Source organism: Serratia sp. (in: enterobacteria), from assembly GCF_046715635.1.
In the GTDB taxonomy this organism is placed as follows: Bacteria; Pseudomonadota; Gammaproteobacteria; order Enterobacterales; family Enterobacteriaceae; genus Chania.
In genome coordinates this window covers 1-13,809 of record NZ_JBKJYW010000225.1, presented here as the reverse complement: position 1 = coordinate 13,809, position 13,809 = coordinate 1, and the positions used below count along the sequence as shown (strand labels likewise).

The following is a 13,809-nucleotide window of genomic DNA, read 5'->3' as shown; positions in this document are numbered from 1 at the left end:
TGCGGCAACCATGGTTGCCTGGAAACGGTCGCCAGCATTGAAAACATGCTGGAAATTGCCCAGCAGCGTCTGGGGGGCTCAATGTCTTCCATGCTGCATGGCGCGCCATTGACCGTGGAATCCTTATGTGATGCGGCGCTGGCAGGCGATCAGTTAGCCAAAGATATCATTCTTGGCGTGGGCCACAGCGTCGGGCGCATCGTGGCAATCATGGTCAACCTGTTCAACCCGGAAAAAATCCTGGTAGGTTCACCGTTGAACCGGGCCGCAGAAATCCTGCATCCGGCGATTGCTTCCTGCATTCGCCAGCAATCTTTGCCTGCGTACAGCGAACATGTACAAGTTGAATCCACCCAGTTCTTCAACCAGGGCACCATGCCGGGAGCTGCACTGGTGAAAGAAGCCATGTATAACGGTTCGTTGTTGGTGAAGTTGCTACAAGGTTGACATAAATTATTCTTATCAGACTTTCTTATTATTTACCGCCAAAAGATTGAGCTACCTCAAGCCCCCGTTGAGTTGCATCCCCTAGACTTTTCCCGTAGGACGACTCTCGTCGTGATTTACGGCGATTTTTTAGGTTAACGAGGCATTTCAAGGCAATCTATTCATGTTAAAGCGTTTATTTGTTACAGGCACGGATACCGACGTAGGTAAAACTGTGGTTTCCCGCGGTTTATTGCAGGCTTTCGCTGCGCAAGGTCGCTCAGTGGCGGGTTATAAGCCCATCGCGGCACGCTGCCAGGAAACCAGTGAAGGCATCCGCAATAGAGACGCTTTAGTTTTACAGGCTTCTTCCTCATTGCCACTCACCTATGACGAAATCAACCCGATCACCTGTCTGGATGAGGTGTTCCACGCGCATGCCACCCAGGATATTGATTACGGGCTGATGAGCCGTGGCTTACAGCATCTCTCCGCCAAGGCCGATACGGTGGTGGTAGAGGGCAGCGGCGGCTGGCGGGTCTTGATGAACGATCTCCGTCCTTATGCCGAGTGGGTAGTGCAGGAACAGTTGCCGGTGATCCTGGTGGTCGGGATCAAACTGGGTTGTGTCAGCCATGCGCTATTGACCGCACAGGCAATTATTAACGATGGCTTACCATTGCTGGGCTGGGTGGCTAATCGTATCAACCCCGGTTTAGCACACTATGCAGAAACTATCGATGCGATGCAGCAACGCATTCCGGCTCCGCTGCTGGGTGAGATCCCGTATCTGCCACGCGCGGAACAACGTGAGCTGGCACAGTATCTGGACGTTTCGCAGCTGGTTGACCGCTACACGTTGTGATAAACCGATAGCGGACGTAGCCCGCGAGCAAAGGTAGTGGCGATAACGCAAGCCAATAGAATGCCGGGCAGCAGGGTATATTCCCCGGTCATCTCAAACACCATTAATGCCGCCATAATTGGCGCATGAGTGGTGGCAGCCAGCAATGTTGCCATACCGGTCAGTGCCAGCAGAATGGGCACTGCAGTCCCTAACTCCGGCCACAGACCGAACATCTGCCCCACAACCGAGCCCAATGCGGCTCCCACGAATAATGTTGGCGTAAACACGCCACCCGGTGCACCTGAGCCACTGCTGGCCAACAAGGCTAATAGTTTGCAAATCAGGATCGCATTGACCAGCAGCATCCCCGGTGGGGCCGAGAGTAAAGATTGCACCACGCTATAGCCATTTCCCCAGACTTCGGGATACAGCAAGGAAAGCAACCCGACGATCAGCCCGCCAAGCGCCAGCTGTAACGGTGGAACGAGGTTGAGCGAACGAAATGCCCGCCCACTGGCCGCCATCGCCCACAGAAACAGCGGGCCACACACTCCCGCCAGAAGGCCAACCAAAGCCATTAACAGATACTGCACCGGCCAGGGAGCCGCAAGCGGTTCCACGATATACAGCGGAGCCTGGCCCCCATTAAGCAGATTGGTCATCAGCAGCGCGGTTACGGCGGCGATCACCACCGGGCCAAGCGAGGCCAGCATCAGTGAGCCAAACAGGATCTCCGCGATAAACAGGCTACCCGCCAGCGGGGCATGATAGGCGCTGGCCATCCCGGCGGCGGCCGCACAAGCCACCCAGAGTTTCCATTCCTTCGCCGGGGTAAAGCGTTGGGCAAACACCGAACCCACCAACGCCCCCAGCAGGATCATCGCCCCCTCGCGGCCAATGGTGCTGCCGCTGGATACCACCAACAGCGAGGCCAGGCATTTTATCAGGCTGGCGTTAACGGCCAAGCGCCCGTCACCGGTCTCAATCGCTTCCATATAATCGGTCGGGGCGATGGGTTTTTGATGTTGGTAACGCTGGTACATCCACAGTAAAAAGCCAGCAGCCAGTCCACCCAGCGCGGGCGTCAACGCTCTGCGCCATCCAGGCAGTGCAGCAGCGGCGGCCACCAAGCTGCCTTCCTCATGATCCAGCAACAGCCATTCAAGGCCGAACATGGCGCGGTGAAATAACCACACGGCCAGTGCAGCACAAATGCCAAGTAGGACGGCAATAAACAGATGGCGCAGCAGGGCGCGATAGTGGTGCAGAGGGACCCGTTGTTTCATGCGTTGGCAGATGATAAAAAATAAGTGATTCAGGTGGGCATTGTGCTTGTCTGCCCACCTGAAAACCAGAGAATCTTTACCTGATCCCCTGCGTTGTCGCTAAAGCATCAACCGCCTGGAGGCGTGGCAGGCTGATATTTACCGTTCATGCCTTCCAACAGTGCGACCAGATCCTTGATATCGCTGTCTGGCAAGGTAGCGCCAACCTGATAGGTCAGCATATCCTTGACCGCCTGATGTAGCGAAGTCACGCTGCCGTCATGAAAGTAAGGGGCGGTTTGGGCGATGTTACGTAACGTTGGGGTTTTGAAACGGTGGCGATCGACATCATCTTTAGTGACGTTGTAACGACCAAGGTCGGCTTCGGTAGGCTTACCGCGCGCGGCAAAGTAATCCGCTTTCAGCCCCATCACCTCATAGGATTGGCCACCAAGGTTGATGCCGGTATGGCAGGTGCCGCATTTGTTTTGTTGGAACAGCTGGTAGCCGTGCTTCTGTTGTGCTGTCAGAGCCTCACCATCGCCCTTCAGGTAACGGTCAAACGGGCTATCTGGCGTGATCAGCGTCTTTTCGAACTCGGCAATGGCGTCAGTAATGTTATCGCCGGTGAAGCCGTTAGCATATACGCGCCGGAAATCGGCTTTCAGCAACGCGTCCTGATCCAGTTTAGCGATGATTTCATCCCAGGACTCAGAGGCCATCTCGATCGGGTTCATCGGGGGCCCACCCGCTTGGGCCTGTAAATCTGCCGCTCGACCATCCCAGAACTGCGCCATATTGAAGGCCGCATTAAACACCGTCGGGGCATTGATTGGCCCAACCTGATCGTCGACGCCAAGCGAGGAAACTCGGCCATCTACACCGCCTTCACCCAGCTTATGACAGTGGGCGCAGGAGATGCTGTTATCCTTTGACAGGCGTGGGTCGTGGAACAGCCGGAAGCCCAGCGCCACTTTCTGCGGGTCGGTAGGTAATAAGGCTGGCACCGGCTGTAAGGCGGCACCTCGCAGTTCTGCTGGCGTATCCGGCAGGGTATAGAACTGTTCGCGCTGTTGACGGACCCAGCTCAGCAGTTCATTACGGTCACCGTCGCTGACATCACCGGCCCAGTGGACCATCTTATACATTGGCGGCGGCATTTCCTGGTTTTGCAGCACGGCTTCCAGCTTAGCCAGATCGACTTCCGGCACTGCGGTTTTTTGTTGCAGAGCCGAACGGGTAGCCTCGAGGTTGAAATGCCGATTTCCACTGAGGATATCCTGCGCCATAATTTGTTTGGCGATCGGCAACTCGGCATAGAAGGGAAGTTTAGCCGAGTTGGAGTGGCAATAGTCGCAGCCATTGCGGGTTAACAGAGTATCGATTTGATTGCCAGCAACGGCGGGGTTACGTTGTTGATCGTAATGGTAGACATAGCCGACTGTCCCCAAATAGCCGACGACGGCGGTAACGGCACATCCCAGAATAATTTTTTTAATCATGTTCTCGCTCCATTGAGTTGACTGCCAGATAACCCTACATATAAAGAGGTAATAAAAAGGGGCAATCGGATTGTCACGGCCAGAGGCGGGGAGCAACTTGATTAAAATCAATCACTATCATTGGTATGCGCTATCATTCGGATAGGTTATAACGATGAAGGAGGCGTGGCGTGGCTTACAGGCCTTTTCTAAGAAACCACCTAGTATTCAATAGGCTGAACTTTTATTGGTGACACTGTCACAAATTGTTCAATTGGTGCGTTGTTGCAGGATCAGGATGCGCAACGGCCCCTGACAAACTACAGAGTATGCTCTGGCTGTTATACTCCGGGAAAATAAAAGACATAAGGACAGATGATAAACAGATGACCACTAACACTTCTTCGAGCACTGCCCAGGTAGCCCATCGGCCGTTGATCCTGTTTGCCTGCATGTTGGCAATGTTCATGTCTGCCATTGAAGCGACCATTGTCGCCACCGCGATGCCGACGATTATTAGCGACCTGGGTGGTTTTTCGTTGTTAGGCTGGGTGTTTTCGGTCTATTTGCTGGCTCAGGCCATTACCATCCCGATCTACGGGCGTTTGGCGGATTTATACGGCCGGAAACCCATCTTTTTCTTTGGTGCCACGCTGTTCCTGCTGGGATCGATCCTGTGCGGTTTCTCATCGAATATGTATTGGCTGATCGCCTTCCGTCTACTGCAAGGGCTGGGAGCCGGGGCAATCATGCCGATCGCCACCACCGTGATCGGCGATATTTATAGCGCTACCGAGCGGCCTAAGGTTATGGGTTATCTTTCTAGCGTCTGGGGAGTTTCCGCCATTCTGGGCCCGTTAATGGGGGCGTTTATCGTGCAACATCTGCCTTGGGCACTGGTATTTTGGGTCAACCTGCCCATTGGCCTGCTGGCGATGTATTTTCTGGGGCGCTACCTGCCAGACCACAAACAGGGGCGTAAGCATGCGTTGGATCTGGCGGGAACGGCCTGGCTGACGATCTTTGTTGCCGCTTTGCTGCTGTCATTGTTACAGGCGGAAATGCTGGGAGGGTGGATCATACCGTTGCTGGCGTTGGCGTTAGTGGCGCTGATCCTGCTAATTCGTCAGGAGCGCCGAACGCCTGAACCGTTGTTCCCGCTCGCCCTGTGGCAAAACCGCGTGATTGTGGCCGGTAATATTGGCGGCGTAGTGATCGGTGCTGCCATGATGGGCATCAGCGCCTTCCTGCCAACCTTTATCCAGGGCGTGAAGGGCGGAACTCCGCTGGAGGCGGGTACTACGTTGGCATTGATGTCGCTTGGTTGGCCGCTGGCCAGTATGCTGAGCGGGCGTTTAATGCTGCTGACTTCCTATCGCACCACGGCATTGCTTGGCGCGCTGCTGTTGGTGGCCGGTGGTTTTATCCTGCTGCTGCTACAGCCTACTGGTGGTTTGCTGTGGGGGCGAGTGGCGGCGTTTATCATCGGGGTTGGCATGGGGTTGTGTAATACCACCTTCCTGGTCTCGGTACAGAATGCGGCACATTACAGCATTCGTGGTATCGCGACCGCCTGCACGGTTTTCACCAGGATGGTCGGATCGGCCATCGGCACTGCCATTCTGGGGGCCACGCTGAATATCAATCTGCATCTGCGTCTGCCACAAACGGTTGATCCGGTGCAGCAGTTAATGGAACCAGAAGTCCGCAACACCATGCTGCCAGAGGCGCTGGCGGATCTTACCGGGCATGTCGCCGCCTCAATGCATTGGGTATTCCTGGTCTCGGCGTTGATATCGCTGTTTGCCTTGGGTGCGGCTATGTTGATCCCGGCGCGTCATCGGCCACAGGGCGAAGGGGAAGAAGTTAAACAGGCGTAAGTAAGAAGAGGGGCGCAGTAACGAACTGCGCCCTGGGGCCGATTACTGCGGGGCTTGGGCTTGGGTATCCTGGCTGGTGCCAGTTTGCGCCGTGTCGCCGCTGTCGTCGCCGTTACTCAGGCGGGTATAGACAATTTTCTGTGTGTCTTGACCACAATGGCCGACCACCTGTCCACCGGCAAGGTTCGCCTGATCGTTAGGCACGATCTCCAGCTTGAAGCCGGATTCCGGCACGCCGTTATTGACAATCTTCTGGGCAATATCCGCCTTTATGCTCTCACATGAGGCAAAAGCGGCCAGCGGCGCGGTGGCTAACAGCAGTACACCTACTACAAGCGCTTTTTTCATCATTGGATCCTTATTTGAGACGAATGACCTTTGTCAGGATAGCAGCATTGGCTTGAATAGTTTACCCTTGCTGGCCATTACTGAGTGACTGGACGGCCAGTGGTGCGATCCAGACACTTACGGGTTGAAGGTTCCCAATAGGCATTGACGTTGTAGCTGTTATCACACCGATCTTCGTCGTCAATAGCACGGTCAACCTTATCAAACTCTTTCTCTACGCGGGTGTTGACCTTGCTGCGCAGCGATTTGGTTTCGTTCCACTGCTCTTTGCTTTGGCGAGCCTGTTCGTTGCTCATGACTGCGCCGCCGCTGCCGTCAACCGTGACGCAGGTGCTGCCCTGGGTGCAAGAGGCTGCGAAAGCGGGAGCCTGCCAGGCACCGGCCAGCAATAACAGGGCAACCGGTAACATCAGGCGCGGAAGGGAAGATAATTTCATTGTTTCATCCTTATAAGTGAGTGTTGCATCCACCAGCAACACTGGCTGTAGCATGGGTTAAATATATCACTGTGCTGTTCTATTGCACCAGCCTGTAGCCAGGTTCGTTTAATCTACTGAGAGAAAGAGCGGCAATGTTAAAAACCACTTTACTGTTTTTTGCCACGGCGCTGGCCGAAATCATTGGCTGTTTCTTGCCGTATCTGTGGCTAAAGAAAAACGCCAGCCCCTGGCTGTTGCTGCCTGCGGCCCTCAGCCTGGTGATGTTTGTCTGGTTGTTGACGCTGCATCCGGCGGCCAGCGGGCGAGTCTATGCCGCCTATGGCGGAGTCTATGTGGCAACGGCGCTGCTTTGGTTGCGAGTGGTTGATGGCGTGAAGCTGTCGACTATGGATTGGTTGGGGGCCGGTGTGGCACTGCTGGGGATGCTGATTATCGTTTCCGGTTGGCGCACTGCGTAGGGGCGCCGCATGCTTGAATGGCAGGGCTGGTGCCCTGCCACAGAGCAGGATCTTTAACCGCGATGAATGCTCAGCCCTGCAAAGGATTGGCTGACCGGCATCATTTCCAAGGTGTTGATATTGACGCGGGCAGGCAGCGTTGCCACCCAGAATACCGCTTCGGCAACATCATCCGGCGTCAGGGCATCGACCCCTTGATAGGTTTTATCTACCTTGCCGTCATCCCCTTTGAAACGCACGTTGGAGAACTCGGTGCCGCCAACCATGCCTGGCTCAATATCGGTAACGCGAATATGGGTACCATGCAGATCGGCGCGTAAACCCAGGCTGAACTGTTTAACGAAGGCCTTGGTCGCGCCGTAAACGTTTCCACCGGCATAAGGCCAGTTGGCGGCGGTGGAGCCGATGTTGATCACATGGCCAACGTTGCGTTCCACCATGGCTGGCAGCAGTGCGCGAGTCATGTTGACCAACCCTTTGGTGTTGGTATCGATCATGGTTTCCCAATCGTCCGCATTAGCCTTGTGCGCAGGCTCCAGGCCCAGCGCCAGACCGGCGTTATTCACCAGCACGTCAACGTTGCGCAGTGCTGCGGGTAACTCTTCGATAGCCTGCTGGATCGCCGCACGGTTGCGGACATCCAAACGCACGATATGCAGTGCTTCACCGAGTTCTGTCTGCAGCGCTTCCAGGCGCTCCACACGACGGCCAGTGGCAATCACCTGATGGCCTTCTCGTACAAATTTGCGGGCAATCGCCTCACCAAAACCAGAGGTAGCGCCCGTGACAAAAATAATCATGCTGCTGTTCCTTAACTGTTTTTACCCTGCATCCACTCTAACGCGGTTGCGTTAACCCTGCAATTTTAACCGTTGATGGCTGGCACGTGATAAACCACGCAGTCGTATTTGATATTCTCGCGGCGGCCTTGCACGGCCCCACCCAACGATTCGGCAATGCGGCGGCTTGGCGTATTCTGCTCGGCGACGGGGTAGATGAAGTACGGCGGGTGGTAGCGCTCGCTGGCCCAGGTTGTCATGGCGTGCACGATTTCGCGCCCATAGCCCAAGCCATGCAGACTTTCTTTCACCCAGATGCCTAGCTCAGGTGTCTGGCTGTGCAGATTATGCACGCCGCCCATGCCCACAAACTGCTTGCTGTCACGCAGCCGGGCCACAAAGATGATTTCTTCACCTTCGCGGATCAACGGCAGCCAGCCTTCCCAGACGTTGGCAAACGCCTCGGGAGACTCTTCTGGTTCAAAGGTCATAAAACGCGTTAGCGTAGGAGTGATCGCCTGGTAAACATCGTCGGCGTCTGCTGCGGTAAAGGGGGCAATCAACAACCGATCGGTGTTCACACGGCACTGAGTAAGGTCACTGTGCATCATTATTATTACCTCGCTTTTCAGGCCTAAAACGGCAAAAATCCGCTCCCGATAAAACGGGGCGGATCATCGATATTACGTTGATTAGCGGCAGATGCGACTTATTTTTTTACCAGGTGGGGAGCAAGCAGCAAAAGGTCGGCCGCAGAGAGAAGGTCGGGCGCGGTGGAGGCCTGATGCCAGTACGGATAAATCAGCGGCGGACGGCTTACTGCTTCCAAGCGCTGCAACTCTTCTTCATTGAGGATCAGGTTGGCTGCGTGCAGGTTATCTTTGAGCTGTTCCGCGTTACGGGCACCAATGACTACCGAGGTTATCGTTGGGCGGTCCAACAGCCAGGCCAGTGCAATTTGCGCAGCAGAGATGCCACGGGAGTGGGCGATGTCCACCAACACCTCAACAATATCAAACAGCGCTGCTTGATCGCGCACCGGCGGCTCACCCCAGTTGGCCAAATGGCGTGTACCTTCCGGTGTGGGTTGATTACGGCGGTATTTGCCCGAGAGCAGGCCACCGGCCAATGGGCTCCAGACCAATACCCCAAGCCCCTGATCCTGAGCGATAGGCAGCAGCTCATATTCCGCTTCACGCGCCTGCAGGCTGTAATGGATCTGTTGGCTGACAGGGCGCACCAATCCCAACCGTTCGGCGCTGCCCAGGTGTTTCATCAGGTGCCATCCGGAGAAATTGGACAAACCGGTGTAGCGTACCTTGCCGCTGCTCACCAGATCTTCCAGCGCCCGCAGCGTTTCCTCTACCGGGGTGATGCCATCCCACTCGTGTAACTGATAGAGGTCGAGATAGTCGGTATTCAGGCGTTTCAGGCTGGCTTCGCAGGCGCGGATCAGATGATGGCGTGACAGCCCGGCATCGTTCGGGCCGCTGCCCATGGGGAAACGGGCCTTGCTGGCGACCAGCACTTCGTGGCGTTGGCTACCCAATGCCTGGCCGAGGATCTCCTCCGACTGGCCTGCTGAATACACATCGGCGGTATCGAACAGGTTGATCCCGGCGTCAATGCACATGGCGATCTGATTGCGCGCCTCGTTAACATCGGTCGCGCCGGTTTTGGCGAACTTGCCTTGTCCTCCAAAGGTCATGGTGCCTAAACTTAGAGCCGAAACTTTCAGGCCGGAACGGCCAAGTTGACGGTATTGCATCGTTTAACTCCTTACCTTGGTTGCCATAGATTTTTCAGATGTGGGGGGCGCGTTTTTCCTCTGGCGGATTTCATTGCCCGCCTCTGCGCCCAGTGTAAAGCTATCCAGCACCGCCAACAGGGCGATGACGCCAATCACGATGAAGGCCAGTTGGAAATCGGCCAGCGGCACCACGCCCTGGTGTTGTGGCATCAGCCTCTCCGCCAACCGCAGCGCTAGTGCGCCGATGGCGATACCCAGGCCGCTACCCATCTGCTGGGCCATATTGAACAGCGTGTTGGCACCGCTCATGCGCGGTTGCGGCACCTCGGAAAACGCCAGCGTATTCAGTGCGGTGAACTGCATCGAACGTGTCAAACCACTGACAAACAGCAGCGTCAGGATCAGCCAGGTAGGGGTCTGCGGAGTCAGCAGCGCGCAGGCAAAAATGGTGGCAGCATTAAGTAAGCCGTTGACCACCAGCGTGGTACGAAAGCGGAACCGGTAGAGGATGGGGGAGGTGAACGGTTTCATCACCAGATTACCGGCAAACACCGCCAGCACCAGCAATCCGGCATCGAAGGCATTCAGCCCAAAGCCGATTTGGAACAGCAAGGGCAGCAGGAACGGCACGGCACCGATGGCGATGCGAAACAGAGTGCCGCCCTTAATAGTGACGGCGTAACTTTTTATCCGCATCGCCCAGAGATCCATTAAGGGATAGGCGTGGCGTTTGGCGTGACGTATTGCCAGGCTTCCCAGCGCCAGGCTGGCGGCCAGACACAACATCGGCACCAGCCCGGAAAGTTGCGGACTGTTGATCAGATCCAGCCCAAACATCAGTCCGAAGCAGGCGACGCCAGTGAGCGCAAAACCTAATCCATCAAAGGGGACACTTTTCTGGGCGGGCTCATGAGGGATCAAACGCCAGGCGAAGAACAGGGCCAACAGGCCAAGCGGCACGTTGAGGATAAAAATCCAGTGTCAGGACGCGTAGGTGGTGATGAAACCGCCAACCGGGGGCCCCAGGATCGGCGCGGCTAACCCTGGCCAGGTAATGGTGGCAATGGCGTTGATCAGATCGGGTTTGGCGGTATTACGCAGCACCACCAGGCGGCCGACCGGCACCATAAGCGCACCGCCAAAGCCTTGCAGAATGCGAGCAGCGGTAAACTGCGGCAAGGTGGTACTAAGGGCGCATAGCACCGAGGCCAGGGTGAAAATAACGATAGCGGCGGTGAAAATATTGCGGGCACCAAACCGGTTGGCGATCCAGCCGCTGGCGGGGATAAATATACAGGCTCCTGAGTCCACCAGGGTGCCGTCCAGGTCAAACAGTACTGCCTTGCAAGCGATAGCGTTCATAAGTCCCTTATGATTTAAAGCCTCGGTTTCCCAATAACAACAGAGTGGCGGCAAGGCATTGTTGATGGAAATCAAGTGATGGAGTGAACCGCCGCCTGAAGATGAAAAAAGGCGGCCAGGTGTGACGTGCCGAGTTAACCGCCTGCTCGCTCAAGGCGTCCATTTTGGCAACCTTTTAATCGTTCGGTGTTACGCTTTGGTGGCTTGGCTACCGCCATAAGAAATCGATATTGGACGAAAAATCGGTCGTTCGCTTTAATAGTGCCAACAATTAAAACCTACCCTTGGAAACCGAGTATGTTCACCATCAAAATCGACGATCTTAGCCATCATGCCGTGCAAACATTAGTGGCTTATCATATTTCTGGCATGCTGGAGCAATCTCCTCCAGAGAGCAGCCATGCGTTGAACGTTCAAAAACTTCGTGACCCTGCCGTGACATTTTGGTCTGCGTGGGAAGGGGAGCAATTAGCCGGGATTGGTGCGTTGAAAATGTTGGATGCAGAGCATGGTGAGCTGAAATCAATGCGCACAGCGGAGGCGTTTTTACGTCGTGGCGTGGCGAATCAATTCTTGCTGCACATCGTGCAAGTCGCGCGCGCACGGGGCATTTCGCGTCTCAGCCTGGAAACGGGGACACAACCGGGATTTGCCGCCTGTCATCAGCTTTACCACAAGCATGGCTTTGTGGATTGCGAACCGTTTGCAGAGTATCAGCCTGATCCAAACAGCAGATTTATGACGCTTGTTTTGTAGTATCTCCTCAGAGTTCAAACGTAGGGGCGCAAAACGGGCGCTGCATGTAGCGTCCCTACGGTGGAACTTGTTTACTCCTGAAAAATCTCCATTCGCTACATTGCCAGTTCGTTGCGGTTATTTTTGCTCAAACGACCATCTGGGCCTAAGCTAGGCTATGTTGCTGAATTTACAGCTTCTATCCAAGTGGACGCAGCGTCCCTACATTAAGACATGGAGGAGTTTCGATTTGATGCGTTTATCAACCCTGGTACTGGCTATTGGCGTTGCGCTAAGCACGCCCACGCTGGCAGAAACGAACACCCAGACTAAGGAGGCGAAAGTGGCTGGAGAAGTTAAACAGGATAAGCAGGGAGAAAACCCGTTCTTTGCCACCAGTCAGTTGCCATTCCAAGCCCCTCGCTTTGATGTCATCAGCGAAAGCGATTATGCCCCGGCCATCGCCGCCGGCATCCAGCAGAAACTGGCAGAAGTCGAAGAGATCGCCAATAACCCGGCGCAACCGTCGTTTGACAATACCTTTGTGGCGCTGGAAAAGAGTGGCGCACTATTGACGCGCACCATGAACGTGTTTGGCGCGATGACCTCCGCCAACACCAGCGATGCACTGCAAAAACTGGATGAAGAAACCTCGCCGAAGCTGGCGGCGTTAGATGATGCCACCATGCTGAACAGTAAACTGTATGCGCGCATCAAAGCGATTTACGATCGGCGTGATAGCCTGAAGTTAGACGCCGAGTCCCTGCGGCTGGTAGAGGTGACCTACAAAAACTATGTGCTGGCCGGTGCCAACCTTTCTGACGTGGATAAAACCCAACTGAAAGCGTTAAACCAGGAAGCGGCAACGCTAAGCACTCAGTTCACCAATAAATTACTGGCAGCCAGCAAAAACGGCGCGTTGGCGATCGGTGATAAAACCCTGCTGGCTGGGCTTTCAGAGGGCGAGTTGGCAGCAGCTGCGCAGGCGGCCAGCGAACGTAAGCTGGATAAACAATGGCTCCTGGTGTTGCAAAACACCACGCAACAGCCTGATTTGCAAAACCTGAAAGATCGCGATACCCGGCAAAAGTTGTTCGAAGCGTCGATAGGCCGCGCAGAAAAAAATGACGCCAACGATACCCGCCAAACCCTGGCGCGGTTAGCCAAAGTGCGTGCTGAGCAGGCCAAACTGCTGGGCTTCCCGAACTATGCTGCCTGGAAGTTGCAGAATCAGATGGCGAAAACCCCGGATGCGGCGTTGGCGTTTATGCGTGATATCGTCCCCGCCGCCACGGCCCGGGCAGAACGTGAGGCCAAAGATATTCAGGCGGTCATCGATCGGCAAAACGGCGGCTTTAAGCTGGCCGCTTGGGATTGGCAGTTCTACGCCGAGCAGGTACGTAAAGAGAAGTACGATCTGGATGAGTCACAGATCAAGCCTTACTTTGAGATGAACAACGTACTGCATAACGGCGTGTTCTATGCCGCCAATTTGCTGTATGGCATCAGCTTTAAAGAGCGCAAAGGTATCCCGGTTTATCATCCGGACGTGCGGGTATACGAGGTGTTTGATAAAGACGGCCAGTCTCTGGCGCTGTTTTACACCGATTTCTTTAAGCGTGACAACAAGGGCGGCGGTGCCTGGATGAGCAACTTCGTTGAGCAGTCCAAACTCAACGGTACCAAGCCGGTGATTTACAACGTCTCCAACTTCACCAAACCCGCTGCGGGCCAACCGGCATTGCTGTCCTATGACGACGTGATCACCATGTTCCACGAGTTTGGGCATGCGCTGCACGGCATGTTTGCCGATCAGCAATATCCAAGCCTGTCGGGCACCAACACTGCCCGCGATTTTGTCGAGTTCCCGTCGCAGTTTAACGAGCACTGGGTCAGCGATCCGCAGGTATTTGCCCACTTTGCCAAGCATTACCAAACGGGTGAGGCGATGCCGCAGGTGTTGGTCGATAAAATCAACAAGGCCGACAAGTTCAACAAGGGCTACGCCATGACCGAGCTGTTGGCCGCCGCGCTGCTG

At 55.2% G+C, this 13,809-nt stretch carries 13 protein-coding genes and 1 pseudogene; 6 read left to right on the top strand and 8 right to left on the bottom strand.

What is annotated here, in order from left to right; genetic code table 11:
• Positions 1–447 (top strand): ROK family protein (locus ACLQ7H_RS11465; protein ID WP_411752772.1); only part of this gene is annotated, 447 nt, incomplete at its 5' end.
• A 163-nt stretch (positions 448–610) separates the two neighbouring features.
• The gene (gene bioD, locus ACLQ7H_RS11460) at positions 611–1,291 is read left to right on the top strand and encodes a dethiobiotin synthase (RefSeq protein WP_411752771.1); all 681 of its coding nucleotides are present in this window, start codon (positions 611–613) and stop codon (positions 1,289–1,291) included.
• On the opposite strand, the gene clcB is transcribed toward bioD, so the two are convergent.
• Positions 1,279–2,559: a voltage-gated ClC-type chloride channel ClcB gene (clcB, locus tag ACLQ7H_RS11455; RefSeq protein WP_411752770.1), complete on the bottom strand. Its 1,281-nt coding sequence runs from the start codon at positions 2,557–2,559 to the stop codon at positions 1,279–1,281. The two genes, bioD and clcB, sit on opposite strands and share 13 nt — an antisense overlap.
• Before the next feature lie 107 nt (positions 2,560–2,666).
• The gene (locus ACLQ7H_RS11450; RefSeq protein ID WP_411752769.1) at positions 2,667–4,040 is read right to left on the bottom strand and encodes a cytochrome c peroxidase; all 1,374 of its coding nucleotides are present in this window, start codon (positions 4,038–4,040) and stop codon (positions 2,667–2,669) included.
• Positions 4,041–4,405: 365 nt separating this feature from the next.
• Here ACLQ7H_RS11450 and ACLQ7H_RS11445 point away from each other — a divergent pair, with 365 nt between their 5' ends.
• Positions 4,406–5,899, top strand: a complete 1,494-nt coding sequence (locus tag ACLQ7H_RS11445) for an MDR family MFS transporter (RefSeq protein ID WP_411752768.1) — start codon at positions 4,406–4,408, stop codon at positions 5,897–5,899.
• Between the two features lie 42 nt (positions 5,900–5,941).
• Here ACLQ7H_RS11445 and ACLQ7H_RS11440 read toward each other — a convergent pair whose 3' ends face one another.
• Positions 5,942–6,247, bottom strand: a complete 306-nt coding sequence (locus tag ACLQ7H_RS11440; protein WP_411752767.1) for a DUF1161 domain-containing protein — start codon at positions 6,245–6,247, stop codon at positions 5,942–5,944.
• A gap of 77 nt (positions 6,248–6,324) precedes the next feature.
• Complete coding sequence (locus ACLQ7H_RS11435) at positions 6,325–6,684, bottom strand: DUF1283 family protein (protein WP_411752766.1); 360 nt, start codon at positions 6,682–6,684, stop codon at positions 6,325–6,327.
• 134 nt (positions 6,685–6,818) lie between these two features.
• On the opposite strand from ACLQ7H_RS11435, the gene ACLQ7H_RS11430 reads away from it, so the two are divergent.
• Entirely contained in the window at positions 6,819–7,145 is a 327-nt protein-coding gene (locus ACLQ7H_RS11430) for a YnfA family protein (RefSeq protein ID WP_411752765.1), read from the top strand.
• A gap of 53 nt (positions 7,146–7,198) precedes the next feature.
• Here the strand turns inward: ACLQ7H_RS11430 and ydfG are convergent, their stop codons facing one another.
• From ydfG to ACLQ7H_RS11410, 4 genes and pseudogenes are all read right to left on the bottom strand, one after another.
• Positions 7,199–7,945: a bifunctional NADP-dependent 3-hydroxy acid dehydrogenase/3-hydroxypropionate dehydrogenase YdfG gene (ydfG, locus tag ACLQ7H_RS11425; RefSeq protein ID WP_411752764.1), complete on the bottom strand. Its 747-nt coding sequence runs from the start codon at positions 7,943–7,945 to the stop codon at positions 7,199–7,201.
• Between the two features lie 65 nt (positions 7,946–8,010).
• Complete coding sequence (locus ACLQ7H_RS11420) at positions 8,011–8,535, bottom strand: GNAT family N-acetyltransferase (protein WP_411752763.1); 525 nt, start codon at positions 8,533–8,535, stop codon at positions 8,011–8,013.
• A gap of 98 nt (positions 8,536–8,633) precedes the next feature.
• Complete coding sequence (locus tag ACLQ7H_RS11415; RefSeq protein ID WP_411752762.1) at positions 8,634–9,692, bottom strand: aldo/keto reductase; 1,059 nt, start codon at positions 9,690–9,692, stop codon at positions 8,634–8,636.
• Between the two features lie 3 nt (positions 9,693–9,695).
• A pseudogene (locus ACLQ7H_RS11410) lies at positions 9,696–10,967 on the bottom strand (MFS transporter); the annotation flags it as partial.
• A 366-nt stretch (positions 10,968–11,333) separates the two neighbouring features.
• On the opposite strand from ACLQ7H_RS11410, the gene ACLQ7H_RS11405 reads away from it, so the two are divergent.
• Positions 11,334–11,792 carry a GNAT family N-acetyltransferase gene (locus ACLQ7H_RS11405; RefSeq protein ID WP_411752761.1) on the top strand — a complete coding sequence of 153 codons (459 nt, stop codon included), beginning with the start codon at positions 11,334–11,336 and terminating at the stop codon, positions 11,790–11,792.
• 232 nt (positions 11,793–12,024) lie between these two features.
• On the top strand, positions 12,025–13,809 hold a 1,785-nt coding region (locus tag ACLQ7H_RS11400; RefSeq protein WP_411752760.1), incomplete at its 3' end, for a M3 family metallopeptidase.

Excerpts from the sequence above, each read along its gene's own strand:
- bioD (WP_411752771.1), top strand. The coding sequence starts at position 611 with ATGTTAAAGCGTTTATTTGTTACAGGCACGGATACCGACGTAGGTAAA.
- clcB (WP_411752770.1), bottom strand. The coding sequence starts at position 2,559 with ATGAAACAACGGGTCCCTCTGCACCACTATCGCGCCCTGCTGCGCCAT.
- ACLQ7H_RS11450 (WP_411752769.1), bottom strand. The coding sequence starts at position 4,040 with ATGATTAAAAAAATTATTCTGGGATGTGCCGTTACCGCCGTCGTCGGC.
- ACLQ7H_RS11445 (WP_411752768.1), top strand. The coding sequence starts at position 4,406 with ATGACCACTAACACTTCTTCGAGCACTGCCCAGGTAGCCCATCGGCCG.
- ACLQ7H_RS11440 (WP_411752767.1), bottom strand. The coding sequence starts at position 6,247 with ATGAAAAAAGCGCTTGTAGTAGGTGTACTGCTGTTAGCCACCGCGCCG.
- ACLQ7H_RS11435 (WP_411752766.1), bottom strand. The coding sequence starts at position 6,684 with ATGAAATTATCTTCCCTTCCGCGCCTGATGTTACCGGTTGCCCTGTTA.
- ACLQ7H_RS11430 (WP_411752765.1), top strand. The coding sequence starts at position 6,819 with ATGTTAAAAACCACTTTACTGTTTTTTGCCACGGCGCTGGCCGAAATC.
- ydfG (WP_411752764.1), bottom strand. The coding sequence starts at position 7,945 with ATGATTATTTTTGTCACGGGCGCTACCTCTGGTTTTGGTGAGGCGATT.
- ACLQ7H_RS11420 (WP_411752763.1), bottom strand. The coding sequence starts at position 8,535 with ATGATGCACAGTGACCTTACTCAGTGCCGTGTGAACACCGATCGGTTG.
- ACLQ7H_RS11415 (WP_411752762.1), bottom strand. The coding sequence starts at position 9,692 with ATGCAATACCGTCAACTTGGCCGTTCCGGCCTGAAAGTTTCGGCTCTA.
- ACLQ7H_RS11405 (WP_411752761.1), top strand. The coding sequence starts at position 11,334 with ATGTTCACCATCAAAATCGACGATCTTAGCCATCATGCCGTGCAAACA.